Origin of the sequence: Gelidibacter japonicus (assembly GCF_010725055.1) — a bacterium.
In the GTDB taxonomy this organism is placed as follows: domain Bacteria; phylum Bacteroidota; class Bacteroidia; order Flavobacteriales; family Flavobacteriaceae; genus Gelidibacter; species Gelidibacter japonicus.
The window spans coordinates 65,703-91,817 of the sequence record NZ_BJKB01000016.1; the positions used below are offsets into that span (position 1 = coordinate 65,703).

Genomic DNA, 26,115 nt, shown 5'->3' on the forward strand with positions numbered 1-26,115 from the left:
ATTATAAATAGAACACTTTAACTTTAAAATCAATGTATTATGAATTTAAAAATTACATTTTTCACCATCATTACCAGTCTGTTAGCGACGACCACTTCACTTTACTCACAAAATCCGACTTTTGAATGGGTAAAGCAGATTGGCGGCAATGGCATTGTGGTAGCATCTACAATTACCACCGATTTAAATGAAAACCTTTTAGTTGGGGGACATTTTAGGGGAACGGCCGATTTGGATCCAGGAGAGGCCACAGCCAATTTTACCTCTAACGGATACACGGATGCTTTTATACAAAAATTAGATGCCGAGGGCAATTTGCTCTGGGTTAAAAAGTTTGGTGGTATTTCCGAAGAATTTGCTCATTCCATCACTACTGACACGTTTGGAAATGTCTATATGACAGGAGTTTTTGCATATACTGTTGATTTTAATCCTGGTGGTGCCCCTGCAGCTTTAACGGCGAACGGTGATTATGATACGTATATAATTAAATATGATAGCAACGGCAACTTTCAATGGGTAAAACAGTTGGGAGGTATCGAAAATGATTTCGGATATGCCATTCGTACTGACTTAAATGGTGATGTCTATATTTGCGGGTTTTTTCGGGAAACCGTAGATTTTGATCCAGGAGAAAGCGTCTATAACCTGACTTCAAATGGAGATTCAGAGGCGTACCTGTTAAAACTGAATACTGAAGGAGAATTTATCTGGGTGAAGCAATATGGGGGTGTCCTCTCAGAATACCCACTTGCTTTAGCTTTGGATACAGGCGGCCATGTTTACTTGACGGGCGACTTTAAAGGCACGGTTGATTTTAATCCAGGATCGGGTGATGCTACTTTAACCTCGGCTGGTAACGAGGATATCTTTATTCTTAAAGTTGATGGAAATGGCGATTTTATTTGGGTGAAGCAAATGGGAAGCGCTGGTGTTGATAAAGGAACTTCCATTTCAGTAGATGCCCAGAGCAATGTTTATACGACAGGTCATTTTATTCAAACTGTGGATTTTGACCCTGGTGATGGCGTTTTTAACATGGCATCTTCAGGTGGTTCAAATATATTTGTTCAAAAATTGGATACCAACGGAAATTTTTTGTGGGCCAACTATATGGGCGGATTAGGAAATGACGAAGGAGTATCCATCACAAACGATGCCGATGGTAACGTTATCGTTACAGGAAATTTCTTTAATCGAGCTGATTTTGACTCAGGTGCTGGCGATTTGAGTTTGACGTCTGAAGGAGGTTATGATATGTTTATCCAAAAATTTGATCCTGATGGAAATCATATATGGCTCAGACAGATGGGAGGATCTGGTATTGATCGGACTGCGTCTACAGTTATTGACGCTTCTGGCAAAATTTATACTGTAGGTTATTTTCAAGGTTCAGCCGATTTTAATATCGGTGAAAGTAACGGGGAACTGACCTCTCATGGAGGTTATGATGGTTTTATCCAAAAACTGTCAATGGAGACCATGGGTCTTGAAGAGTCTACGTTATCCTCTGGTTTGGCGCTGTATCCAAATCCTACAAAAGGTGATTTTGCGATTACTTTTAAAATTGAACAGCCTGAGGTTTTCGTAAGATTGCTTTCTGTTACAGGACAAGTGCTTATGGAAGATCATTTTCAGAATACAAATAAAATCACTTTAAAATTGCAACAGCCTAATGGTCTTTATCTTCTTGAGATTATTGATCATCAAGCCAAAAAGACGGTATTGAAAATTGTAAAGGATTAGAACGATCTTTTGCCATACTGATGCAGTTAGCAGTTAAATGAAATGTTCAATCGATTGAAGTAACCGTAATTGTTTAAATCCCGATTTTTTCGGGATTTTTTTATGGTTTATTACCCATGAATCCACAATACCGTCTAATTTTCTGTTTTGAGGAAGGAATGTTATTGGAATGACTTTTAATAGGATTTAACTTAAAATTTTGTTGTGATTTTAACTTGAACAAAACTCTACATTAGTACCCAATTTCGATGAGATTTATTATTATTGTAATTCAAAATAAAAAATCAAACCATGCAATTATTAGGAATAAGCTCCAGAATCAACCACCCTGAATTTGGTAAGGGCGTTGTCACCAATGTCACTTCAAAACATTATTGGGTGACGTTTATTGATAGCGGATTGGAAACAATAGATTTAGATAGCGAATTTGAAGTTATTGAAGCCGCTGAGGATGATGTGGACACCATAAGTTTCCATGAAGTGGAAAGCACTTTAAAAGCCATCTTGAAAAAATGGAGCGATGTGAGTGAAGTCGTCAATATTGGCGATAAATGGAAAGGGGGCAAACTCATTATGCAGCCCGGCGACCCCAATTTAAAGGCAACAGAAGTTCCAATCGACACTTTTTTTCATAAAATCACGATGGTCCGCGACCGTTTGCGAGTGATGGAGCAAAAAATTAATAGCAGCAATCTTGAAGAACAGGAAAAAATTGATCTACAGCAGTATATCACTAGAAGTTACGGGAGTTTAACCACATTTAATGTACTGTTTAAGCTTAAAAATCATAATTTTGTGGGACAGCGAGGATAGTTTGTAGTCGTCAGTTGGCAGTCTTCAGTCTTCAGTTGGCAGTCTTCAGTGGCAGTCTATGGAATTTAGGCGAGTTATGAGTGGTGAGTGGTGAGTGGTGAGTGGGCATCTCAGAATTTATAGTCTTTTATTATAGTCTGAGGTTATTTCCTTGTAACTCTATGCTACCCCTGGCTCGCCGGCAGGCAGGTTTGTGGTCCTTTGTGCTATAGATCTTAAGTTGGGAGGTCAGCGTTAAGGATTTTTTTTCGTTAATCAAAAATCCTTAATCTTTTTAGGTTTTCTTTGCGTTATAACTTTTGAAAATCGAATGTCTTCTATAGGCAAATCAAAAATTTCAATGTCGATTCAGTGTCAAAATCAAAGCCATCTGCGAAAATCTGCGACCCGAGCGATAGCGAACTGGCGAAGCAAATCTGCGGGACATTTTCCATCCGACTTAAAGAGGATCACTTTTCTTTTCCTACCAAGTCCGTGATCTCCAATCCAAAGACCATAAACTTATGAAAGCTTGGCAATTGCGCGCCACTTTCCGTAATAGTCCAATCGCTCCATGTGGCTTCCAATCCGTCGATGGGCAGTATATCTACCCACATTTGGAAACTTGTAGGTTTTCCTGAAGCATCCAAATGCCATAAATACGAATCTCCAGGAGTCGTTCCACCTGAAGTATAAGTTACTAAAAGACTTTCTGATCCATCTTCCAAAGTTACTATACGCCGTTCTGTGTCAGGATCAAACACTTTGTAAGGTGCAACCAGCCAAAACGAATCGTTATTAAAGTTGGAGACCGCTTTTTCGATGAGCTTTTTAGAAGATTCCTTGTCAACTTTTTCTTCGTTATGAAACGCTTCACTTTTGGATGGATCGTTCAAATCTAAATCCACGCGATAGGTTTTCCAATAGACTTGACAGGTGTTATCGGCTTTGTTCCATTTATAGTGATGACGTTTATCGAAAGTCCATTCTATATAGTTTGTATTCTCGTAAGCTTCATGATCTAAAGCATTGAGCATTTTGGTTGCCAACACGTCTGCTCGTTCGCCTTTTATTCCTTCAGGTAAATCTTCATTGTATTTCAAATACAAAAAACCGAAGAAGAGTAGGGTGGGAAGTGTGAAAAACACGATCACCCCAGCGATAATTTTTAATACTTTTTTTGGTTTAGCCAATTGATGTGGATTTTATTTGCGAAGATAAGTATTTCACGGGGTTGTGACACAGAGATTCGCGGAGAAACACAGAGCTACACGGAGATTAAAAAAACTACTGGTAGATTGAAATAAAACTCAGCGCAACACTGTAAACCTCCTGTTTCACCGGCAGACAGAGGTCTGCGTAACTCTGCATAACAGCCCCTAATTTTCATTTTCATACCCCGCAGGTCGTTTCCATCTCACCGGTGCCTTCGGCTCTGGTTTCATTTCAAACTCTTGGATTTCCAGAAGTTTTAAGGCTTCCTTGACGCCACGTTCCAATTGCGGATCCCTTCCGTTCATGCTTAATTTTGGTTCCTGAATCACCTCAATGTCTGGGGCAACGCCTTCGCCTTCAACTGCCCATTCGCCATTGACATCGTAAAAGCCGCCACGTGGTGCCACTATGCGTCCGCCGTCAATAAAAGGTGGGGTATCCCAGGTACCCACTAATCCGCCCCAAGTTCTGGTGCCAATCAACGGTCCGATTTTTTTAGCTTTAAACATATAAGGTAGCAAATCGCCTCCAGAACCTGCACGTTCATTGATCAACATCACTTTTGGGCCCCAAATACCTGCCATGGGAGTGGTCCATGGTCGGTTGTCATTGGTTTTACTGTTGAAATAGCCAAAGAGCTCACGAGACATGATGTCAATCATATAATCTGCCGCTGATCCGCCCCCATTATTGCGCTCGTCAATAATAACACCTTTTTTATCCTGTTGTGCGAAATAATACCTGTTGAAGGATTCATACCCGCCTTGGCTTGTATTAGGGACATACACATAAGCTAATTTGCCATCGGAGAGTTCATCAACTTTTTTACGGTTGCCTTCCACCCAATCTACATAACGCAAACTTCTTTCATTGGCTACAGGCTTTACCAAAAATGATTTGGCGCCTGTTTTTATTGGTTTACTGTTGACTTCAATCGTGATTTCCCGGTTAGCAGTTTGTTCCAATAGACTGTAAATATTCTCATTTGGACTCACCGTTTTACCATTGATGGAAATGATATAATCACCTTCGTTCACGTTTATACCCGTTAAACCTAAAGGCGAATAGGTATCTGGATTCCAAGTTTCACCAGTGTAGATTTTACTAATGCGATAGCCATCTGTTGTCCATTGAAAATCGCAACCTAACAGTCCTACTGGCACACGATCGATTTTGGGCATATCGCCACCAGATACGTAGGAGTGTCCAATGGATACCTCGCCACTCATAATGTCGATCACATAGTTCAAATCTGTTCTGTGGCGTACATGGTCAATCCACGGCGCATACCATTCATAAATCTCATCCCAAGGGGCGCCATGGACGTTATTTACATAAAGGAAATCACGCATATAACGCCAGCCTTCCTTGAACATTTGATGGTATTCCTCTTTGGGATCTACTTTTATTTTAAGATCCATTTTGAGTTTTTCCTCGTCTTTTGGAGGTTTTGAAGTGTTGACAATGCTCCAGTTATTGTTTTGTCTGATCAAGGCATTTTCACGATCTGCAGAAACGACCATCTCTGAAATGTTTTTCGCATAATCCGTCGCTTTTCCATCAGCTAAGCTATAACTGTGTATTTTCTGTCCGGATTCATCCTGAATTGACTCTGCAACAAAAACGATGTTCTTTGGACCTTTTATCAAGCTAACATAGTTGCCCTCTTTGAACTGAAGAGGTACGGTTCGATTGAAAATATTCTCCTTGTCGATGACAATTTTTGGTATCTCGGCTGCTTTATCTTGTTCTTTGGAATCCTCTTTTTTCTTTTTGCTATCTTTTTTATCCTCTGATTTATCGTCCTGTTTTTTGGAATTCTCCTCATCTGTTTTTGGAAGGATGGGCGCATCATCTTTACTGTTCAAAACGATGGCATACAGCCCGCGGGTCACATTCACATCATAAGAACTCATATCCAGCCAACCTGAAGTGAGTCCATAATTGGTACTTGCCAAAGTGAAAATATACTTTCCAGAGGCATCCCAAACTGGCGTTATGGCATCAGCCATGCCATCCGTAATTTGGATTTTTTCGTTGGTTTCAACATTATAAGCAAAAATAGCCTTGAAATGGCTTTCCAATTGTTTGGCATAGGCAATCCATTTACTGTCCGGAGACCAAACAGGATTCATGGAACGTTCAGGGTGGGCGTACCGATCCGTATCTGCCTTAACGGCTTTTTTAGTATCTAAATTTAGCACCCAGATATTATAATCGGTGTCGGTATACGCAATGTATTTGCCATCATTGGACCATTCAGGTTTAAAGAAAAACGTGGCATTGGGTAAAGTGATTTCCTCTTGATTGTTACCATCCTGATCGGCCACAACCAATTTGTAATTCCCACTGGAATCAGAAAACCAAGCTATTTTATCACCTTTGGGAGACCAGATGGGACTGCGGTCGGCTACTCCTGAGGTATTGGTGAGATTGCGCCAAGTACCATGTTCTTTCGGAACTGTAAAAATGTCACCACGATGCTCAAAAACAGCACGCATGCCCTTTGGTGAAATTTGCGGATTGCTTAACCTATTTGCGGAAACGTCTTCCCAACGTGGTCTCGCAAAATTCAAGTCGCCCGTTGCGGTTATATTCAATTGTTTGGTAGCCAAAGTTTCCACATTGACCAGATGGAGGAAACCACCTTGCTCATAAACAATTTGGTCTTCATTGGCACTTAGACTTTTGACGTCAAATTTTTTATGGAAGGTGATTTGTTTTTCCGTTTTGGTTTTCGGATCGAAGGACCAAATATTACTGGTATAATCACGTTCTGATAAATAATAAACCACACCGTTTAACCATATCGGATCTAAATGACGTTCCTTATCCAGTTGTGGTGTCGTAATCAGTTCTTTTGTTTCCAAATCGACAATCCAGATAGGCATGGCCTGTCCGCCGCGATAATTTCGCCATTCAGGATCCCAAGAGGTGATTGGCGTATAAGCAATATATTTTCCATCTGCAGAAATATCGCCGTAGGCTGCCCTTTGCAGGTCTAAAGCTTCTGGAAAACTGCCATCTGTTCCAACGGTATAAAGTTTTGTGGTTGCCGTAGGTTTGCTTTCTCGACCAGAACGGAAGAGAATCTTGTTATCTGGCGTCCATCCTTCAACATAGTCGCCATCAGGATGAAAGGTGATGCGTTTTGGTTCACCTCCTTCAGAAGGTATAATATACACATCGGTATTGCCATCATATTCCGCCGTAAAGGCTATGGTTTTACCATCCTTGGAAAAATGAGGATTGGATTCGTAGCCTTCGCCACTGGTCATCCGAATTGCTGTGCCGCCATTTAGAGGTGCTTTCCACAAATCGTTGGCATAAATAAAAACGACTTCAGTTTTTGAAATTGTGGGCTGTCTCAGCAGTTGGGTGCCTTGGGAAAATATCGAAAGTGAAAAAAACAAGGCGGAGAAAATAAGGAAATTTTTCATAATGGCGTTGGTGTTAAAAATCATCTTTAAATGTACAAATTTTATGGTTTTATATTATTGGCAGACTATTCCAAATTGTGCATCTGTTTCAAGTATGTTAGTTTTTCACCAGAAAACAGACGCAGTTCTTCAAAGAAACTCGTAAACTCGGCTTCAAATTCATGATAAAATTCCTTGAGCTCATTGGTGGCCTGATCCATCCCTGAGATATTGTTGGTTCGTCTATTCATACCGTTCAAAACATTTTGGATGCCTTCAATTTGCGCATAATTCAACAGCCAATTTCCCGCTATCATGTAAGGCACCATCTTTTGCATGCGCGCAGGTAAAAATTCGGCGTGTGTTTTCAATGATTCGTAAAAACGATCCACATAAACATCTAGTGGAATTGAAGAGTAGTCTGCCCAGTTTTTGGCCAAAAAATGATCATATAAAATATCCACGATCACACCACTGTAATGGCTATAGTTTTTGTGCAAGCGTTTGGTGCTTTTTCTTACGGTAGGGTGTGCATCAGTAAACGTATCAATTTCGCGATGGAGGAGAATGCCTATTTGAATTTCGATGGGATACTTTTTGTAGCGTTTCCCTTTGATACCATCTGCCATGAAATTGCCAATGGTAATTAAATCGTTGTCTCCGGAAAGATAAATGTGGGCTAAAAAATTCATTGGTCTAATTTACGGAATTGCTTTTTAGATTTCCGATTTTGTAATTGTATATTTGTTTTTCATTTAAAAAATAAAGATATGACACTCATCAAATCAATTTCAGGAATACGAGGCACTATTGGAGGTAAAGTAGGCGATAATTTGACGCCTATTGATGCTGTTAAATTTGCATCTGCTTATGGAATCTGGTTAAAGGAACAACGAAATAAAGAAAACTACCGCGTGGTGGTAGGGCGTGATGCACGGATTTCTGGTGAAATGATCCAGAACTTGGTGATGAATACCTTGGTGGGTCTGGGCATCCACGTTATCGATCTCGGATTGTCAACCACTCCAACGGTTGAGGTTGCCGTGCCAATGGAGCATGCCGATGGTGGCATAATTTTAACGGCCAGCCATAATCCAAAACAATGGAACGCCCTTAAGTTGCTAAATGCCAAAGGTGAGTTTTTGAATGCTGCTGAAGGGGCGCGGATTTTGGAAATAGCCGAAGCCGATCAAATGACTTTCGCAGAAGTGGATAATCTTGGGAAAATCACAAAAAATGAAGCTTATATGGACATCCATATTGACGAAGTTCTAAAAATGCCGTTGGTGAACAAAAAGGCGATTAAAGAGGCCAAATTTAAAGTGGTTGTAGATGGGGTCAATTCTTCTGGAGGCATTATTATCCCTTTATTATTGGAACGTTTGGGTGTGGAGGCCGTAAAATTGTATTGTGAACCTACAGGCCATTTTCCGCATAATCCAGAACCTTTAAAGGAGCATCTACAGGATTTATCGGCGATGGTTGTCAATGAGCAAGCGCATTTTGGTATTGCGGTAGATCCTGACGTTGACCGTTTGGCCTTTGTGGATGAAAATGGGGATATGTTTGGTGAGGAATATACTTTGGTTGCCTGTGCGGATTACGTGTTGAGCAAAACTCCAGGCAATACGGTAAGTAATATGAGTTCTACAAGAGCTTTAAGAGATATAACAGAAAAACATGGCGGTAGTTATGAGGCCAGTGCAGTGGGCGAGGTAAACGTCGTAGAATTGATGAAAAAAAACAATGCTATTATTGGTGGCGAAGGGAATGGCGGTATTATTTATCCAGAGCTGCATTATGGCCGTGATGCGCTGGTTGGTGTCGCTTTGTTTTTAAGTCTGTTGGCAGAAAAAGGAATGACCACAAGTGCACTTAGAGGAACCTATCCAAACTATTTTATGGGTAAGAAAAAAATCGATTTATCACCAGGTTTGGATGTAGATGGGATTTTAAAAGCGATGGAAGAACGCTATAAAAACGAAAAACTAACGACTATTGACGGTGTTAAAATAGACTTTAGCGAAAGTTGGGTCCATTTACGCAAGAGTAATACGGAGCCAATTATCAGGATCTATACAGAAGCACCCTCACAGGATGAAGCCGACGGTCTTGCGGATAAGATCATTTCCGAAATTAAAGCTGTCGCAAATATTTAGTACCTTTACCGTGTAAATTTAATACCATGATAACCACCGAAATATCCAATAAAAAAACTACCGAACTAGAACGTTACTTTCAACAGTTCAGGCAACATATTATTGGGATTGATCAAGAATTTTTGACACCTTATGGGAAGCAGAAAATCGTTTATACCGATTGGACAGCTTCCGGACGTTTATATAGACCTATTGAAGAGAAATTGATTAATGTATTTGGTCCGTACGTGGCCAATACACATACCGAGACCACAGTTTCCGGGACGGCTATGACCAAGGCTTATCATAAGGCAAAACACATTATTAAAGAGCATGTAAATAGCAACGATGATGATGTACTGATTTGTTGTGGTAGTGGCATGACCGAAGCTATTAATAAGTTTCAACGGATTTTGGGCTTGAAAGTGCCTGAAAACATGAGAAAGCATACTATAGTTCCTGATGCCATGAAACCAGTGGTGTTTATCACCCATATGGAACATCATTCTAATCAAACCTCATGGTTGGAAACCATTGCAAAAGTTGAAGTCATCCCTCCAGGAGAAGATGGTTTGTTCTGCATGGAAAATTTCAAGACGCTTCTTGAACAGTATAAGGATCGTCCGATCAAAATAGCCTCGGTTGTAGGCGGCTCAAATGTGACAGGAATCCAAACACCGTATCACGATATTGCTAAAGTGATGCACCAAAATGGCGGGGTGTGTTTTGTTGATTTTGCCTGCTCAGCCCCTTATGTGGATATTGATATGCATCCAGAAGATGAAGAACAGGCATTGGATGCCATTTTCTTTTCACCGCACAAATTTATTGGAGGACCAGGCACATCTGGTGTCTTGATCTTCAACAAAAAACTGTATAAAAACATGATTCCTGATAGCCCGGGAGGTGGTACCGTAAGTTGGACCAATCCGTGGGGGGAACACAAGTATATTGATAATATTGAAGATCGGGAAGATGGCGGAACACCAGGTTTCTTGCAAACCATTAAAACAGCCTTGGCCATTAAGCTCAAAGAACAAATGGGTGTGGATAAAATTTTGGAGCGAGAGCATGAAATTATTGAATATATTTTCGCTGAACTGAAACCTGTTGAAAACATCAATATTCTTGCCGGTCAGCATCAAGATCGATTGGGAGTGATATCTTTCTATATTGATGATTTACATTATAATTTGGGTGTCAAAATATTAAACGATCGCTTTGGGATTCAAACACGTGGGGGATGCAGTTGTGCAGGTACTTATGGACACTTCTTACTGCATGTGGATATGGAGACTTCAAATGCCTTGACCCAAGAAATTTCTTTGGGTGAATTGACCCGTAAACCAGGTTGGATCCGAATGTCTATTCATCCGACCACGACTACTGAAGAAACAGTTTATGTTTGTGATAGTTTAAAAGAACTTGCCGAACACCATAAGGATTGGGCTAAGGAGTATCAGTATATTCCGGCAACCAACGAGTTTGTTCATAAATCGACTTTAGTGGAGGATAAGTATGAGCTTCCGGTGGATGATTGGTTTGAAATGTGATTGATGGAACGCTGACCTGCCCGTCCGTTCAGGCGGGTAACGCGGATTGAACTGATTTCCACTGATTTTTTTAGATCACTATTTCACAAACCTGTCACAACGCTTAGCGTCTCCACGCCTCTGCGAGAAAACAGTTGCGAGAGGTTATTGCTAATGTTTTACTGAAATTCCGCAGGAACTTTATCTCTATGCTTCCAACGTCGGTGCGTCCACAGATAGTATTGTGGTGCCTCGTGGATTTGTTTCTCGACCTTTTTAGTAAACATGTCCGAAATCTCGTAATTCGGATACTCGTTTGGATCGTGCGCCAACATTTCAAACGTCGTCTCGTAATAACCGCGTTTAAGACGTTTGACTCTAAAGAAGACCACGGACATATCCAATCGTTTCGCCAACATCTCCGCTCCGGTATGGATTGGGACTTTAATACCCATAAATTCATTCCAGTGATATGCTCTTTCTACCTGAGGGGATTGGTCCGAAACAAACCCGTTAATCGTCAACTCGCCGTCTAACTTTGATTTGGTCAAAGTAGGAACCGTTTCTTTTGTAGTAATTAATGTGCTGTTGTATTTGGCACGGATCCGTTTTACCAAGCGGTCAAAATACTTATTGCTCAATCGGCTGTAAACTGCATATCCTTTATGCTCAAGGTAGGTTTGTAAAATAAAGATCCATTCCCAACTACCATAATGTCCACACATCAAAACAATGCTTCGGTTTTGCTTTCCCAGATCGGTAAGGAGTTCCACGTTTGTAAACTTCAAGCGTTTTCTCATGGATTCTTCAGAAATGGTCAAAGATTTAATCGCTTCAACCATCATATCACAAAAATGATGGTAAAATTTCTCGGTGATGTCGTTTATTTCAGTTTCTGGTTTCTCAGGAAAAACCAATCTTAGATTATTCTGAACCACTTTTTTTCGATAGCCCACAAGTTTGTATATAATAATGTATAGTCCATCAGAAAGGGCATAGAGCAATCGAAATGGAAGGATTGATATCAGCCAAATAAGTGGATAAACTAAGATGTAGACGAGAAATTGCATTTTTTAATATTAGATTTGCAGCTGCAAAGATATGCTTTAATATAAATAATACGTTTGGAGTTTATGGGTAATTTAGATTTGGTGACCATTGTAGTCATTGTAGCAAATGTCATTCTATCATTTAAAGGATTTAGCGATCGTGGTTTTTTTGAACGCTATAAATTCAACGTTGGCGGAATTAGACGGGGCGAAAAAATTAGAGTTTTCAGTTCCGGTTTTTTGCATGTAGATACGATGCACCTTTTCTTCAATATGTTTACGCTGTATTTCTTTGCTCCAGTAGTGATTGCCTACTTAGGAACCGTACATTTTTTGATCATCTACATTGCCAGTTTAATTTTAGGTAATCTGTTGTCTCTTTATTTCCACAAAGATGAATATCATTACAGTGCGGTAGGTGCCAGTGGTGCGGTTACGGGTGTATTGTATTCGGCAATTTTGTTGGAACCATCCATGCAGTTGGGCATTATGTTCATTCCGTTACCAATTCCGGCCTACGTTTTTGGTATCTTATATTTGCTATATTCTATTTACGGAATGAAAAATCAATTGGGCAATATTGGTCATGATGCACATTTTGGTGGCGCCATTGGTGGTTTTGTGGTTACATTGATCCTTATGCCTTCACTTTTTCAAACCGATTTACTCATGGTTGGTCTGCTGGCCATTCCAATTGTCATTTTATTTGTGATGCACAAAACGGGGAAAATATAATTGTTTCGTCCCTGAGAATTTCGTTTTTGAACACGCTATTTTAGAAGTTCTCCAATCTTGTCATCCAAAGCCTTGCCTCTAAGGTTTTTGGCTACAATTTGTCCGGACTCATCCAGAATATACGTCGCAGGAATAGATCTTATATTATACAATTTCGCGATAGGATCATTAAAATAATTAAGGTTTGAGACGTGGTGCCAGGTCAGATTGTCGTCTTTGATTGCTTTTAACCATCGATCTTTATGCCCCGGTCGGTCCAAAGAAACATTGATAATTTCCAGGCCTTTATCATGATATTTTTGAAATACTTTGACCACATTCGGGTTTTCCTTTCTACAAGGTCCGCACCAAGAGGCCCAAAAATCGATAATGGTTACCTTGCCTCTAATATCGCTTAGCGCAAGAAGGTTTCCCTCAGGAGTTGGTGCTGAAAAATCAGGAGCCACTTTACCAATATTTAGGGCGTTAAATTGCGCTATTTCCAGCTTTTTACCCTCCAATTGACTACCTATAGTCTTGCCATAATCTGACGATTTAAGATCAGATGGCAACGCATTGAATTTCTTCTCAATAAAATCAAGATCGGTGTTAGGCGCTGCAATTAGCGACTCCAACAGCATTAACGAAAAATAATTATCAGGATGTTCGTTTATAAACTTCTTCGGATAATCAGCTATTTGCTGATTGATTGCTTTAATTTGAGTAGCCATGCGGGCCATTGCAGACCTGTCTTCAGAATTCACGAAAGCTTTATTTTCTTCAAGTAAGCCATTGCGCTTCATGGTCAACTCTTGAATTTGACGTAGATACGTGGACAGCGCGTTGTTGGATTCTGAACCTGTTATCGTTGAATTCCCCAGTTGTTCTGGATCTACAGAAATGGTGTATTTTTTATTTTCAATAATCATCGGCAAACTACCTCTCACACTATTAATAGTCAAATGCCAAAGTTGTGGTGAATCTATTTCGCCTTTAATTGTGAATTTTTCATCTACGATAATGGCGGAATCCTGGATGATTTCACGTTGTTGGCTATCGACCGTTTTTAGATAGGCCCTGATTCCGTTAACAACTCCGGGAGCTGTTCCACTGATGGTATAACCGCCATTTTCATCCTTTGGATCCGATTTGCATGAGATTACTAGTATGGAAAGGAGTAAAAGAAGAAGGACTTTTTTCATGGGGGTATATTTTTAAATGTTCGCTAATATAAGAAGATATATAGATTGCGACGTTTAAGAGCGCACCATAAAGCTTAAGAAATTGAACATTTCCTCTTAAAGATGGCATATTTACGATATTTTTGCAGGAAAATGTTACAGTTATGATTGCTAATGATACTATTGTGGCCTTGGCCACAGCTTCTGGAACTGGAGCCATTGCGGTGATCCGACTTTCTGGAAAAGATGCTATTGCGATTGGGTCTCGATTTTTCAGATCTGTTTCCGGTAAATCCTTATCGGAACAGAAATCCCATACGGTACATTTAGGTCATATTGTTGATCATCCCAGAGTTATTGATGAAGTTTTGGTGACCATTTTTAAGAATCCACATTCTTACACCGGGGAAGATGTGATTGAGATTTCTTGTCATGGAAGTCTTTATATCCAACAGGAAATCATTCAATTGTTCTTAAAGAATGGCTGCCGCATGGCCAATGCTGGAGAATATACTTTACGGGCATTTTTAAACGGAAAACTTGATTTGAGCCAGGCCGAGGCCGTGGCCGATTTGATTGCCAGTGATAATGAAGCCTCCCATAAAATAGCCATGCAACAAATGCGCGGTGGGTTTAGCAATGAGATCAAACATCTGCGTGACGAACTGCTTAATTTTGCCAGTTTGATTGAGCTCGAGCTCGATTTTGCGGAAGAGGATGTCGAATTTGCCAATCGTGATGAGTTTTATAACTTGGTGAACCGGATTATCCATGTGTTAAAACGACTGATTGATTCTTTTTCGGTAGGGAATGTCATCAAAAATGGTATCCCCGTGGCCATTGTTGGCGAACCCAATGTTGGAAAATCGACTTTACTCAACGCGCTTTTAAATGAAGAACGTGCCATCGTTTCTGATATTGCTGGTACTACAAGAGATACGATTGAAGATGAAATGGTCATAGGTGGGATGAGCTTCCGATTTATTGATACGGCAGGGATCCGCGACACTGAAGATGTTGTCGAGAGTATTGGCATCAAGAAAACTTTTGAAAAGATTGAGCAAGCTCAAGTGGTGTTATTTCTAATTGGGAGTGGTCAGCTAGCCCAAGGCAATGAGGCGATCCGATCCTTTATCGTTGAAATTGAAAAAATAAAGAACCAGTTTCCGCAGAAGCAATTATTGGTCGTGCTTAATAAAATCGATCAGATTTCTGATACCGAGCTTGCCAATATTACCACGCATCTTGCGCCTCACACCTCACACCTTATCCCAATTTCTGCCAAAACCAGATTTGGCGTGGAGCAGTTGACCGATACCTTATTGAATCTTATCAATACGGGAGCACTCAGAAACAATGAAACCATCATCACCAACACCAGACATTATGATGCGCTGCTGAAAGCCTTTGAAGAAATCCAAAAAGTAAAATACGGTTTGGATTCAGAACTCTCGGGCGATTTGCTGGCTATTGACATCCGTCAGGCGCTGTACCACTTTGGAGAGATCACAGGGGAGATCACGAATGATGATCTGTTGGGCAATATTTTTGCGAATTTTTGCATCGGGAAGTAAAATTGGTTTCTTGATTTTTTTTGTTTTGCTTAAAATTAAAACCAATATAGTTTTATAATTAGCAAAAGCGATTAAAGCCATTGTAGACTTTAAGACGACGTACACGGATTGGAGTGATAGAGAAGATATCAAAGCCGAATTGAAGATGGATATCATCGTTAAATTGGCTGAATTTGGATATCCACCAGTTACGATGGAGGCCGTTTATAAAAAAGTATTGGAACAGGCTGAGAATTTTATGAGGAATAGGAGGTAGGTTGGATTTCGACTGAAAATATGGTACTATTTAAATTTCAGATTTTATGAAGTTATAAGAACTTCCCAATCAAATCAATTTGCAAAAATCAATTTATAATTTTCTTCAATAGCAGCTATTTCAGGAGGTGATAGTTGCTTGAATTCTTTTTCTTTGGCTCGATTTGAGAATGCGCCATTATTTTGTTCTAAGAACCTCACCAATAAGGCAACCATGTCGGTGGCCCAAAAATGATTCTCCAAATATCGTTTTTCAAAAGAGGGAAACTCTTGTTGAAGCATGCAAGACGAACGATCTTTCAGGCTTTTCACTATCGAAGTCATGTTGAGTTTGGTAATACATTATATATGCGTATGGACATGGCCTGAACTGACTGCACTTTTCAATATCTCAATACCTTGTGCCTCCCAAATTTGGATTAAGAATTCTCGACTTCTAACCTGAATATCTCCGGTCAAAACTTTATGCCTATACTAGGTAGACCAAACTATATGACAGGTCATTCGGGTAAAATGTATGTGAACCTTTTCTTATATTTGAACTCATAGATGCGAATGAATAGATTTTTTCGTATTACTAAAGGGTTGCAATAAAACTGCAGGGTTTTAGACCTAATCTATGGCCAATAAATTAAAAGCCTTAATACATGCCTGAGAACAAACATATAGAATACAAACAACAAGTAACGCCAGAGCTAGAAAGGGAAGTGGTTGCATTTCTAAATTCTAATGAGGGTGGTATTATTTATATTGGCATTGATAAGATAGGAAATCCAGTAGGATTAAATGATGTAGATCATGACCAATTGCTTATTAAAGATCGATTGAAAAATAACATTCTTCCGTCGTGCATGGGACTTTTTGATTTGGTTGTAGAAGGTAAAGAAGAAAAAGATATCATAAAACTTATTGTGGCGGGAGGGTATGAAAAACCGTATTATATTAAAAGATACGGCTTATCTGAAAAAGGCGCTTTTATTAGAGTAGGCAGTTCTTCAGAGCCTATGCCAACACGACAAATTGAACAGCTCTTTGCAAAACGGACACGCCATTCCATCAGTAATATAAAATCAAAAAAGCAAGAGCTTAATTTTCAGCAGTTGAATATTTACTATCAAGGTATAGGCAAAGTACTCAATGACCAATTTGCAAAAAACCTAGAACTACTTACCGAAGACCATAGCTATAATTATGTAGCTTATTTGCTGAACGACGTGAACACTATTTCAGTGAAAGTAGCACGGTATAATGGGATGGATCGTGTGGATTTAAGTGAGAGCAATGAATATGGCTATGAATCTATTATAAAAGCAACACAGCAAGTACTTGATAAATTAAATTTAGAAAACAAAACGCTAACTAAAATCACTGCAAAGGAACGTCAGGAAAAACGTTTATGGAATGAAATTGCACTTAGAGAAGCTGTCGTTAATGCGTTTGTACATAATGATTATACAAAAGAGTTGGCACCTAAGTTTGAGCTGTTTGATAATCGTTTAGAAATAACCTCTAATGGCGGTTTACCCGAGGGACTTTCTAAAGATGAATTTTTTGAAGGTTTTTCTATTCCTCGAAACAAAGAACTCATGCGCATTTTTAAGGACTTGGATTTGGTAGAGCAATTAGGTTCAGGGGTTCCGAGAATTTTGCAGGCTTACAACAAGGATGTTTTTCAGTTTTCTGATAATTTTTTAAGAATTACATTGCCTTCCATGCAAGATACCCCCCAAGTCACCCCCCAAGTCACCCCCCAAGTCACCCCCCAAGTTAAAGAGCTTTTAAAAGTATTTACTGGAATTCATAATAGAAGTGAGTTACAAGCAAAATTAGGGTTAACAGATAGAAAAAATTTCAGAATAAATTATTTAAATCCGTCAATTGAGATGGGGCTAGTATCACTTACGATTCCCGATAAGCCGACCAGTCATAAACAGAAATATTATTTAACTGAAAAAGGTAAAGCATTTAACTAATTCGGATAGATACCGAATTTATAATATAGTAATTAAAACCGGATTGGTCTTCAATTGCGAATTATTCGGTATGATTTTTCACAATAAATGGCTGTTCATGAATAATGAACATACTAAAAAAATGAACAACTTCGGTTTATGATACCGATTGGATTGAGCTTAACGATGTTAAAGCCGAATTAAAGATGAATATCATCGGTAAATTGGAATTTGAGTATCCACAGGTGACGATGGATGCGGTTTATAAGAATCCGTTGGAACCAACAGGCTGAGAATTTTATGAGGAATAGGAGGTAGGTTGGACTTCGACTGAAAATATGGTACTAGTTAAATTTCAGATTTTATGAAATTATAAGAACTTCCCAATCAAATCAATTTGCAAAAATCAATTTATAATTTTCTTCTATATCAGCTATTTCAGCAGTGGATAGTTGCTTGAATTCTTTTTCTTTGGCTCGATTTGAGAATGCGCCATTATTTTGTTCCAAGAACCTCACCAATAAGGCAACCATGTCATCTGGCATTTCGAATATATTATCCAAATACGACTTGAATTCTTCATATTTAGTCAAATAAGTAACTTCATTGGGGATGATATTAATGATGGTGTCTTTTACGCAATCGTACAAAAATTCAGCTTGTTTTGTGGCATCAAAGTATCTGTAAAAATCTATGGTGTTGTTGGTTACTTCTATATTGTGGTCTTGGGTTTCTTTCCATTCCATAAAATCCAATAACGGCGCCGAATAGTTTTCCAATACTTTTTGGTAATCCGCTATATGGTTCAAAATAGAAGCAGAGACTGGAAAAATCAAGCCTTGATCTGAAAAATGCTTTTTTGATAAAACATGATGTATTAAATATCTATGGATACGACCATTACCATCAACAAAAGGATGTATAAAAACAAAACCAAATGAAATCACTGCTGCCGCCAAGACTGCATCCGTTTCATCATTTAATAATAAATTATTGGTGGCAATTAGACCGTTCATTAATTGCTCTATATCTTCGGTTTTAGCAGAGATATGATCTGGAACAGGAGAGAATGAATCGCTATCGCGTTCACCAATAAAACCTCCCTTTTTACGGTAACCCATTTCTACAAAACGCGTGTTCTCAATGACTATCTGTTGTAAGCGTTCAAATTCGCCATGACTTAAGTTGTGCATACCAGCTTGCCCGATAGCTTGTCCCCATCGTGCTGCACGTTTGCTTTTTGGACTCTCTCCTTCAATAGTAAAAGACGCTTTTGAGTCCTTTAATAGTAGAAATGCAGAAGCTCTTTGCAAAACACTTTTGCGTATGCCCTTTAAATAGTTGTTTTTTTGAGCAGATAAGTTTTCAGAGCGGTATTTTTCAAGTTTGGGTGTTTTACGAATTAAAGGGCAAAAATCAACTGTTCCAGGCAAGTTATTTATAATTCGATGTCGGGATGATCTTGCTCCATGGCTTAAGGTATATTGTAGCTTTTCATCTACTAAGGGCACATAATTTTTAATTTCTAAATTAGGTATCGGTAATTCTTTTTCTAAAAGCCATTCATATAAGAACCATATTTTGCGTGTATACTGTCCAGTCCCTTCAATACTCAAAAGTTCTACGACCTCATTTTCTGGAAGGATTTCAAATAATTTCTTAAAAAATAAAAGGTTAATTCCTTCATTTTTTAAGGCAAAAACCAAATGTTTATAAAGGGTATCTTCAAATTGAGTTTTGTTCGAATAGACGATCCATTCGTTTTCGCGATAACTTCTTCTTTTTTCGCTTATTAGAGATAAAGTTTCGGGTAAAGGCATTGCTAAATTAAAAGCTTCTATGAGTGCGCCGTAGCCCACCAAAGTGCCAGTTTCTGGCGCTTGAAAACCTCGGAAAACAGCGATTTTAATTGAAATGTTGGTGGTTTTCATAGTTTCTAATTATAATTTTATGATGATAAAACAGGTTTTCTGCAGTATAAACAGGTAAAAATATGTTTGATTCTGGAAAAACGGGTTTTGTAAAAATAGGTATTAGTTTGGAATAGTAGGTATAAAACTATTAAATTTGGGAATAATAGGTAAAAATAAATTTTAATCAATTTAAGCCAGTTGGGAAAAAAAATTAAATTTTATAATTTTGCGCATTAGACTCAAATTTGAAATTCGAAGCCAAAAAAATGGGGCATAATAGAATTAAAGACCAAAAAAGAACTAAAACGCCTCGTCATAATGTGAAGGATGTTGCGTGAAGAAGTTGATATTTAAAATTTATCATTTTCGCAATAAATTCCATATCATGTAATTTAATTCTGAATTTCACAGATATTTTATTATCCCTTAGTTTCTCATTAAAAACATACTTTGTGTCACATATGTACCACATAATCTCTGCAAACCCCTGTAAACGTTAGGTTTTAAAATACTGCATCGGCAAATAAAATCGGTTTATCCCTGTTTCCTTAGTTGTCTTTTTCTTGAATAAGAGTGAATTAGAGGTAAAAAAACTTTTCTTTTTCATAATTGAAAATTTCTTTGGAAGTTTATAGGTGTATTTTAATCTTGCGAATACAAAATCAAAGAGGTTTTGGAAATTCGAGAAATACCGGAACGTAACGAAGCAAATGTCAAACTAGCTTTTGAACGCTATAATGAAACTCCATTTTTTGATGAAGCAAATGAGAAAGTTAATCCTGAAAAAGTTGTCCAAACTTCTTCTTTTAGAAGGACTACGCATGGATGAAAGCTTTGTAATTAACTGAATACCAAAACAATACAAAAATCACTAAAACCGCCATTATGCGGTTTTATTTTTTTACTATTTTACAGAATGAGAGATAATGTTTATCAGTTCTGAATTGTGAAAGGTTTAGGATAAAAGCATAAACGACAATACCCAGCTTCTTTCCAAAGAGCAAATTGTATGTCTTTCAGGGTATAACCTGACTATATATTAAACTTAATCAGGCTATAACCTGACAAAGTATTTGTTTATGTCAGGTAATAACCTTACTTTTGATATTCACTTGTCAGGTTAAAACCTTACGTTATGAACAAAAAAAGATTACAAATAGAGCAGTTGGACCGCAAACTAAAAGAATTTAAGGAAGCAGCCCAAGTTACTCAGCCAACAATAGGCTGGCTTAAAACAATCCGGGTTTCTTTAGGAATGTCACTGCAACAAGTAGCTGATAGACTTTCCATAACAAAACAAAGTGTTCAGGAAATTGAAATACGGGAAAAGGAAGGCACCATTACGCTTAACAGTCTTAAAGACACTGCGAATGCACTGGATATGCAACTCGTTTATGGATTGGTACCTAAAGATGGTACTTTGGACGATTTAATTGAACGCAAAGCCACAGAACTGGCAATACGCATTGTTTCCAGAACTTCTAACACAATGAAGCTGGAAGATCAAGAAAACTCTAAGCAGCGCCTTCAAAAAGCAATTCAGGAACGTACTGCCATAATTAAAAATGAAATGCCCAAATCTTTATGGGATTAGACTTAGAGTATATTGATGGGCAAACCCCTATTGACGAAGAGGAAAAAGAGGGGCTATTAATCGAAACCATTAGCACAAAGGCCGAACTGGACGAGTTTGAGCAGCTCAATATAGAGGAAGCTTTACAATGGGTGTTTAACAAAAAGTTCAAACCCAAACAGGTGTTTACAGAAAAGTTTATATGCAATTTACACAAACGTATGTACGGCAATATCTGGGCTTGGGCAGGAACCTTTAGAAAATCGGACAAAAATATTGGGATCGATAAACACCAAATTCCTATGGCACTTAAAGTACTTTGTGATGATGCCTTATACTGGATAGAAAACAATACATATTCCCCAGAGGAAACAGCCATACGTTTCAAACACCGTATCGTGAGCATCCATTGTTTTCCTAATGGGAATGGACGTCATAGCCGCTTAATGGCCGATATTATAATTGAAAAAATTTATAACAAACCCCTTTTTTCGTGGGGCGCAGGCAATTTATCGAAAGCCACCCAAACCAGAACAGCATATTTAAAGGCAATGAAACAGGCCGACCAAAACAACTATCAACTCCTACTGGATTTTGCAGTTTCCTAATCCTTGGTTTCCTTAAACCCCTCAACTTTCTTAACTCTCAAAAATACCGAAAATAAAATTTATTCTTTTTTCCCTACCGTACGGTATCCCGCAATTTTTATTTAAAAAACAATTCTATAGTGTACAAAATCTGACAAGTCAGCATGTAAAAAGACAACAATGATTGGTAAAAAAAATCAGAGAACTAAGAAAATACTAATCAAATGCTACTTCGGGAGCTGGCTGCCGCGATGCAAATGGACACCGCTATGCTCAGCAAAATGGAGCGCAACGAACGCCCTTTTAAAAAGGAAGACATTATCCAACTGGCCAGAATTTTTAAACAACCGCAGAAGGAATTAATTACCCTCTGGTTGGCAGATTGAATTTTAAAACTATTGTCGACGAAGAAAACACTATTGAAAGTTTAGAACTGGCGCTGAACCTAGCAAAAAACAACCCAAAAAAATAAAGGAATAGGTCCGTTGGTGCAATCGCATAGGCGTGTCTAACCATATTACGTTTCATAGCGCACGGCATACCAATGCGGTCTTGTTATTAGAGAATGGCGCGGATATTTATACAGTGTCCAAACGACTGGGGCATTGAGAGATAAGAACCACACAGATTTATGCCAAAATAATCGATACAAAAATGAAGGAAGCGGCAATCAGTATTCCGGTCTTAAATTTGTCCCTTGATTAGAATATCTGAATTTCGGAATGCAAAACCAAAGTAATTTCTATCTTCAATTTTAAACGCGTATTATTTAAGTTGATAATCAGTTATAAGAACGGAAGCTGGTATATGAAGTTTGCGCTCCAATTCACGTATCATATCAACAGTCAATCTTTTCTTTCGGTTGAGGACCTCCGATACTCGGCTTTTTCCATCGATCACGCCAATTAAATCTTTTTGGCGCAGATTTAATTCCTCCATTCGTATTTTTATCGCTTCAATTGGGTCCGGTGCATCAATTGGATAATATTCGTTTTCGTAATTTTCGATAAGCATTGAAAGTATTTCCGCTTCGTCGCCTTCTTTAGTATCAATTGGAGCGTCAAAAATCACTTCCAATCTGTTGAGAGCGTCTCGATAATCTTTTTCAGATTTAAAAGCCTTTGATTCCATAACTGATTATTTAAATATTATCCGCATCTATTTTTATTTCCACTCAAAATCTCCATTTTCTATCGTCCAATCATTGCCAAAAAATCCTGCATGTTTCACAGCATCGCTCCCTTGGTTTAACAAATTGCTGTCAAACAGAACCACATCAGGGAAAGTCGTCCCATTTACTAAATAATGATTGGCATAGGCTGCTTTCATTCCCATATCACCTGTTGCGGTAATGACGCCGATAGTCGCCACATCACTATCGGTTCTAGATACTGTAAAATATAGTCCCCATTGGTTTCCTGATAGTGTTTTATCGCCAATACGGACTTCGTTGTTTTTAACCTGAATTGGACTCTCCTTCAACAGAATTTTCCAAGCGGTATTATTGTCTTTATTTCCATAAACGATCACATTTCTATCAGCGTATTTCTCCAAGGAAAAGTCGGTGTCTTTAATCATTTCAACATTGCCATTGGCACGGTAATAAAATGTCTCAGCATCAAATAGTGCTTTGTGGTAATACCAATCGTTCTCTATAGCAGAGCCTTTGGTTGCATAAACAAAAACGACATTATTTCTAAAGGCATCTTTGAAGCCCCCATTTCTATGGGGACCTTTTTCACCTAAGGATGGCTTAGCGGTGGTTATCCATTTTCCGTTATCCTTTTTAAAGAAATTATCAAGGTTGGAAGACACTTTCAAGGTGTCTCCGTCAAGCGTAATTTCATTTATAGTGTTGGTTAATTTCGATAAATCGACTTCCAGTAACGCCACATTATTTGTGGTCAGATTAAAACCTTCTTCTTTAGAGAAATTGAAAGAACTGACCTCAAAAGGCTTTTCTTGTTGATGAATGGTGATAAAATGGGATGATGCAGAAACTCCTGGAGATCCCGTGAAAAATTCTAATTTCTTAACGACTGAATCTTTTGGAATAGTGCGCTGTTTGAAAAAGTCGAAAATGGGTTGCCAATCGACACTGTGATTGCCATACCAGTGTGTGCCATCAGGATACTCATAATAGGTAAAGTCATTATGGAACTTGCCCAGACGTTCTCTCATTTCCCTTGCAATAGCAGTAGGAACCACATTATCTTTTTCGCCATGCAAAACATAGACCCCACTTTGTAAATAATTGCGTTCTAATTTTAAGGTTCTACTTGGAGTCCCTGCTCGTTCAATCATATTTTGCACAGGCGTATTTACGGGGGCCAACTTCATACGCTCCACAGTTTTTGCTGAAATGCCTCTTTCTTCCAATTGTTCCGGGGTCATTTCTAACACTGCTCTTGAAAAACCATCGCGATAGGCCAATAAATCAGGGTAACCTGCACAAGGCGCAATGGCGGCAAATTTGTCAGGATATGTAGCTCCCAAATACCAAGTACCGTGACCTCCCATAGAGTGTCCGGTGAGGTAAATTTTGCTTTCATCAGGTTGATAGATGTTTTTTGCATCTGCCAATACTTCCAAAGCATCCAATCTGCCCCAATCTTCCCAGGCAAATCCGAACGGACGGCGGTTGGTGGGTGCAACCAAAGTGCCCCAATCTTTCTGGGCATACGCATTGGCTTGGTTGACAGCTTCCACTGAAGCACCATGTACAGATAAAAACAAAGCTTGTGATGCTTCTTTGGTTGTTGATGGTGCGACACTATAATATTGAACGCTTCCATCTATAGCGCTGATAAACGTTTTTTTATGATGTTTGTATTTCGATTTTACTTCTAAGGGGATTGTTTGATTGTTTAATGTCGTTCCTCTTTTGTCTTTTAAGTATAATTGTAGGTCAACACTTTCTTTTGAGGCATCCACGGCGTTTGAAGTAAATGAAAACGGAACTTTTTGCACGGATAGAGGCGGAATATTGGCAATGATTGTATTTGTGGTATGATCAGCTAAATTTGCTTCAATAATCGCCCCGTTTATCCAATTTTCAGTGGCATTGACCACTCTAACTGCGCCTTTGTAGGCTTTGCTTTCTTCCTGCAGAATATTGGGCATGGTCATATCTCTTGTTGTAAATTGGACGCCGGTGGAAGGCGTGATCAATCTTGCCCGAATTCGCGGGAAACGCCCCACCTTTAGTACAAAGATATTCTCTCCTTTTTTCAGTTTTAAAGGAATGAGACTATAGCCAAAATCGTAGTGGTCGCCTTCGTGAGGGAAACCGTTGATTAAAGCAACTGAATGTCCTGACGCTTCAAAAAGTACCATCTGTTCTGAATTGGAGGTATAGGATAGATATACGTAAGCCGACCTTAAATTACTGCCAGAAAAACTGCTCGTACTATCAATTGTTATGGATTGCCACTGCAAAGGATTTCCTAAAAAGTCAATATCGAAAGTTGATTCTTTGGTGGCTCTATATTGAGTATCGGTCAGGAATCGATTAAAAACGGGGTCTTTAGGAAAGGAGGAGGATTCGAAGCCAAGATTCTGCATTTGTAATGCCAGTCCAGTTTTAAAAACATGCAGCACATTGCCTTCGCTAACGTCATTGATTTTTTCCTTACCGAAGTATTCAACAATGTTACCCGTTTTTTGAGCATTAATAGTATGCGTAGAAATGCCTAAGAGGAATAGAATTACAAAGACTAATTTAAAAGTGTTACACATCGAATAGAGATTTTTAAAGTCATTTATCTCCAATAATAAGCATTACCGTCTGATTTTATAATATTATTTAGACCAAGGACAATTCTACATCGGCTAAGGGGAAAGATAATGTTATACTGCATTTTCTAAGTTCAAGAGTTTCGAATTTCAATTATAATTTTAAAGTTCTAAAATTAGCGAACAGTTCTGAAGGTTGGGAATTGAGGAACACATATTATCAAAATTCTTGCTCCCTAAAAGGCCATCAGTCACCTCTGGAACGGAAGCAGTAGACTGATGGTTACCGAGGGAATATTCGATAGGTTGAGCCTGACGGAGTGGAACAAACCCCTAATGGAAGAGGTTGCTCTTTTAATCTTAAACTCTTTGGGCTTTATAGAAAAAACGTTTGAAATGTTTCACACCTTTGAGTCCATTGCGCTGTATTTGGACAATGACTCCACATTTTAAATCCCATACGGAAGCCATGGCCAGTATGCTCGACTTTTTTTACAGAACGAGATCTCCCCTAAAGAGATTTATGGCCCCTCCGGAAGTACCATTGAACCAACATTCACAAAACGGATTGATGCTCCTATCGCCATCCTGGGCAGTATTGAAAAGACACACACCAAGCCTACCATGGCGATGTTTCTATCCGTGTTGGAAATGGCAGAGTTTAAAAGGAAGCCATTAATTTTGAAGAAGAAAAGGTCCAAAGACAGCGGACCAAACTTTCATGAACGCCATTAAAAGAG

At 38.7% G+C, this 26,115-nt stretch carries 22 protein-coding genes and 2 pseudogenes; 14 read left to right on the forward strand and 10 right to left on the reverse strand.

The window, feature by feature from the left end:
• The first annotated feature begins 39 nt into the window (after positions 1 to 39).
• Positions 40 to 1,746 (forward strand): SBBP repeat-containing protein, encoded by a 1,707-nt coding sequence (locus G6N06_RS15285; RefSeq protein ID WP_163517656.1) that lies wholly within the window; start codon positions 40 to 42, stop codon positions 1,744 to 1,746.
• A 291-nt stretch (positions 1,747 to 2,037) separates the two neighbouring features.
• A complete protein-coding gene (locus G6N06_RS15290) occupies positions 2,038 to 2,559 on the forward strand; it encodes a DUF8685 domain-containing protein (protein ID WP_163517657.1) in 522 nt (173 codons plus the stop codon).
• A gap of 449 nt (positions 2,560 to 3,008) precedes the next feature.
• Here the strand turns inward: G6N06_RS15290 and G6N06_RS15295 are convergent, their stop codons facing one another.
• From G6N06_RS15295 to G6N06_RS15305, 3 genes are all read right to left on the reverse strand, one after another.
• The gene (locus G6N06_RS15295) at positions 3,009 to 3,731 is read right to left on the reverse strand and encodes a hypothetical protein (RefSeq protein WP_163517658.1); all 723 of its coding nucleotides are present in this window, start codon (positions 3,729 to 3,731) and stop codon (positions 3,009 to 3,011) included.
• Positions 3,732 to 3,917: 186 nt separating this feature from the next.
• The gene (locus G6N06_RS15300) at positions 3,918 to 7,193 is read right to left on the reverse strand and encodes a S41 family peptidase (RefSeq protein ID WP_163517659.1); all 3,276 of its coding nucleotides are present in this window, start codon (positions 7,191 to 7,193) and stop codon (positions 3,918 to 3,920) included.
• A 65-nt stretch (positions 7,194 to 7,258) separates the two neighbouring features.
• Positions 7,259 to 7,864, reverse strand: coding sequence for an acyl carrier protein phosphodiesterase (locus G6N06_RS15305; protein ID WP_163517660.1), 606 nt, complete (start codon positions 7,862 to 7,864; stop codon positions 7,259 to 7,261).
• Positions 7,865 to 7,942: 78 nt separating this feature from the next.
• On the opposite strand from G6N06_RS15305, the gene glmM reads away from it, so the two are divergent.
• Together glmM and G6N06_RS15315 are read left to right on the forward strand one after the other, a co-directional pair.
• Positions 7,943 to 9,331 (forward strand): phosphoglucosamine mutase, encoded by a 1,389-nt coding sequence (gene glmM, locus G6N06_RS15310; protein ID WP_163517661.1) that lies wholly within the window; start codon positions 7,943 to 7,945, stop codon positions 9,329 to 9,331.
• Between the two features lie 26 nt (positions 9,332 to 9,357).
• A complete protein-coding gene (locus G6N06_RS15315) occupies positions 9,358 to 10,863 on the forward strand; it encodes an aminotransferase class V-fold PLP-dependent enzyme (RefSeq protein ID WP_163517662.1) in 1,506 nt (501 codons plus the stop codon).
• Positions 10,864 to 11,021: 158 nt separating this feature from the next.
• Here the strand turns inward: G6N06_RS15315 and G6N06_RS15320 are convergent, their stop codons facing one another.
• Positions 11,022 to 11,912, reverse strand: coding sequence for a lysophospholipid acyltransferase family protein (locus G6N06_RS15320; RefSeq protein WP_163517663.1), 891 nt, complete (start codon positions 11,910 to 11,912; stop codon positions 11,022 to 11,024).
• Positions 11,913 to 11,975: 63 nt separating this feature from the next.
• Between G6N06_RS15320 and G6N06_RS15325 the strand changes: the two genes are divergently transcribed.
• Positions 11,976 to 12,626: a rhomboid family intramembrane serine protease gene (locus tag G6N06_RS15325; protein WP_163517664.1), complete on the forward strand. Its 651-nt coding sequence runs from the start codon at positions 11,976 to 11,978 to the stop codon at positions 12,624 to 12,626.
• 35 nt (positions 12,627 to 12,661) lie between these two features.
• On the opposite strand, the gene G6N06_RS15330 is transcribed toward G6N06_RS15325, so the two are convergent.
• A complete protein-coding gene (locus G6N06_RS15330; RefSeq protein WP_163517665.1) occupies positions 12,662 to 13,807 on the reverse strand; it encodes a TlpA disulfide reductase family protein in 1,146 nt (381 codons plus the stop codon).
• Positions 13,808 to 13,950: 143 nt separating this feature from the next.
• On the opposite strand from G6N06_RS15330, the gene mnmE reads away from it, so the two are divergent.
• Entirely contained in the window at positions 13,951 to 15,360 is a 1,410-nt protein-coding gene (mnmE, locus tag G6N06_RS15335) for a tRNA uridine-5-carboxymethylaminomethyl(34) synthesis GTPase MnmE (protein WP_163517666.1), read from the forward strand.
• Positions 15,361 to 15,430: 70 nt separating this feature from the next.
• Positions 15,431 to 15,616 carry a type I restriction enzyme endonuclease domain-containing protein gene (locus G6N06_RS20145; RefSeq protein ID WP_205334785.1) on the forward strand — a complete coding sequence of 62 codons (186 nt, stop codon included), beginning with the start codon at positions 15,431 to 15,433 and terminating at the stop codon, positions 15,614 to 15,616.
• Positions 15,617 to 15,690: 74 nt separating this feature from the next.
• Here G6N06_RS20145 and G6N06_RS15345 read toward each other — a convergent pair whose 3' ends face one another.
• Positions 15,691 to 15,858 (reverse strand): hypothetical protein, encoded by a 168-nt coding sequence (locus G6N06_RS15345; RefSeq protein WP_240338081.1) that lies wholly within the window; start codon positions 15,856 to 15,858, stop codon positions 15,691 to 15,693.
• 33 nt (positions 15,859 to 15,891) lie between these two features.
• A pseudogene (locus G6N06_RS20150) lies at positions 15,892 to 16,074 on the reverse strand (transposase); the annotation flags it as partial.
• A 188-nt stretch (positions 16,075 to 16,262) separates the two neighbouring features.
• Between G6N06_RS20150 and G6N06_RS15355 the strand changes: the two are divergent.
• Entirely contained in the window at positions 16,263 to 17,588 is a 1,326-nt protein-coding gene (locus tag G6N06_RS15355; protein ID WP_163517669.1) for a Fic family protein, read from the forward strand.
• A gap of 371 nt (positions 17,589 to 17,959) precedes the next feature.
• Here G6N06_RS15355 and G6N06_RS15360 read toward each other — a convergent pair whose 3' ends face one another.
• Positions 17,960 to 19,498 (reverse strand): Fic family protein, encoded by a 1,539-nt coding sequence (locus G6N06_RS15360; protein WP_163517670.1) that lies wholly within the window; start codon positions 19,496 to 19,498, stop codon positions 17,960 to 17,962.
• Between the two features lie 655 nt (positions 19,499 to 20,153).
• Here G6N06_RS15360 and G6N06_RS15365 point away from each other — a divergent pair.
• The 5 genes and pseudogenes from G6N06_RS15365 to G6N06_RS15385 all read left to right on the forward strand — a co-directional run.
• Complete coding sequence (locus tag G6N06_RS15365) at positions 20,154 to 20,309, forward strand: hypothetical protein (RefSeq protein ID WP_163517671.1); 156 nt, start codon at positions 20,154 to 20,156, stop codon at positions 20,307 to 20,309.
• Between the two features lie 306 nt (positions 20,310 to 20,615).
• Positions 20,616 to 21,074: a mobile mystery protein A gene (locus tag G6N06_RS15370; RefSeq protein ID WP_163517672.1), complete on the forward strand. Its 459-nt coding sequence runs from the start codon at positions 20,616 to 20,618 to the stop codon at positions 21,072 to 21,074.
• Positions 21,065 to 21,661: a mobile mystery protein B gene (locus tag G6N06_RS15375; protein ID WP_163517673.1), complete on the forward strand. Its 597-nt coding sequence runs from the start codon at positions 21,065 to 21,067 to the stop codon at positions 21,659 to 21,661. The genes G6N06_RS15370 and G6N06_RS15375 overlap by 10 nt, the downstream gene beginning before the upstream one ends.
• Before the next feature lie 203 nt (positions 21,662 to 21,864).
• A complete protein-coding gene (locus G6N06_RS15380; protein WP_163517674.1) occupies positions 21,865 to 22,026 on the forward strand; it encodes a helix-turn-helix domain-containing protein in 162 nt (53 codons plus the stop codon).
• A gap of 94 nt (positions 22,027 to 22,120) precedes the next feature.
• Positions 22,121 to 22,345: pseudogene (locus G6N06_RS15385) on the forward strand (tyrosine-type recombinase/integrase); the annotation flags it as partial.
• 60 nt (positions 22,346 to 22,405) lie between these two features.
• Here G6N06_RS15385 and G6N06_RS15390 read toward each other — a convergent pair.
• Both G6N06_RS15390 and G6N06_RS15395 read right to left on the reverse strand, forming a co-directional pair.
• The gene (locus G6N06_RS15390) at positions 22,406 to 22,771 is read right to left on the reverse strand and encodes a helix-turn-helix domain-containing protein (protein WP_163517675.1); all 366 of its coding nucleotides are present in this window, start codon (positions 22,769 to 22,771) and stop codon (positions 22,406 to 22,408) included.
• A gap of 33 nt (positions 22,772 to 22,804) precedes the next feature.
• A complete protein-coding gene (locus G6N06_RS15395) occupies positions 22,805 to 25,378 on the reverse strand; it encodes a carboxylesterase family protein (RefSeq protein ID WP_163517676.1) in 2,574 nt (857 codons plus the stop codon).
• A 540-nt stretch (positions 25,379 to 25,918) separates the two neighbouring features.
• Here G6N06_RS15395 and G6N06_RS20065 point away from each other — a divergent pair.
• Positions 25,919 to 26,110 (forward strand): hypothetical protein, encoded by a 192-nt coding sequence (locus tag G6N06_RS20065; protein WP_308469761.1) that lies wholly within the window; start codon positions 25,919 to 25,921, stop codon positions 26,108 to 26,110.
• Positions 26,111 to 26,115: the final 5 nt, after the last annotated feature.

Excerpts from the sequence above, each read along its gene's own strand:
- G6N06_RS15320 (WP_163517663.1), bottom strand. The coding sequence starts at position 11,912 with ATGCAATTTCTCGTCTACATCTTAGTTTATCCACTTATTTGGCTGATA.
- G6N06_RS15395 (WP_163517676.1), bottom strand. The coding sequence starts at position 25,378 with ATGTGTAACACTTTTAAATTAGTCTTTGTAATTCTATTCCTCTTAGGC.
- glmM (WP_163517661.1), top strand. The coding sequence starts at position 7,943 with ATGACACTCATCAAATCAATTTCAGGAATACGAGGCACTATTGGAGGT.
- G6N06_RS15360 (WP_163517670.1), bottom strand. The coding sequence starts at position 19,498 with ATGAAAACCACCAACATTTCAATTAAAATCGCTGTTTTCCGAGGTTTT.
- G6N06_RS15315 (WP_163517662.1), top strand. The coding sequence starts at position 9,358 with ATGATAACCACCGAAATATCCAATAAAAAAACTACCGAACTAGAACGT.
- G6N06_RS15305 (WP_163517660.1), bottom strand. The coding sequence starts at position 7,864 with ATGAATTTTTTAGCCCACATTTATCTTTCCGGAGACAACGATTTAATT.
- mnmE (WP_163517666.1), top strand. The coding sequence starts at position 13,951 with ATGATTGCTAATGATACTATTGTGGCCTTGGCCACAGCTTCTGGAACT.
- G6N06_RS15375 (WP_163517673.1), top strand. The coding sequence starts at position 21,065 with ATGGGATTAGACTTAGAGTATATTGATGGGCAAACCCCTATTGACGAA.
- G6N06_RS15380 (WP_163517674.1), top strand. The coding sequence starts at position 21,865 with ATGCTACTTCGGGAGCTGGCTGCCGCGATGCAAATGGACACCGCTATG.
- G6N06_RS15300 (WP_163517659.1), bottom strand. The coding sequence starts at position 7,193 with ATGAAAAATTTCCTTATTTTCTCCGCCTTGTTTTTTTCACTTTCGATA.
- G6N06_RS15325 (WP_163517664.1), top strand. The coding sequence starts at position 11,976 with ATGGGTAATTTAGATTTGGTGACCATTGTAGTCATTGTAGCAAATGTC.
- G6N06_RS15285 (WP_163517656.1), top strand. The coding sequence starts at position 40 with ATGAATTTAAAAATTACATTTTTCACCATCATTACCAGTCTGTTAGCG.
- G6N06_RS15330 (WP_163517665.1), bottom strand. The coding sequence starts at position 13,807 with ATGAAAAAAGTCCTTCTTCTTTTACTCCTTTCCATACTAGTAATCTCA.
- G6N06_RS15390 (WP_163517675.1), bottom strand. The coding sequence starts at position 22,771 with ATGGAATCAAAGGCTTTTAAATCTGAAAAAGATTATCGAGACGCTCTC.
- G6N06_RS15370 (WP_163517672.1), top strand. The coding sequence starts at position 20,616 with ATGAACAAAAAAAGATTACAAATAGAGCAGTTGGACCGCAAACTAAAA.
- G6N06_RS15290 (WP_163517657.1), top strand. The coding sequence starts at position 2,038 with ATGCAATTATTAGGAATAAGCTCCAGAATCAACCACCCTGAATTTGGT.
- G6N06_RS15355 (WP_163517669.1), top strand. The coding sequence starts at position 16,263 with ATGCCTGAGAACAAACATATAGAATACAAACAACAAGTAACGCCAGAG.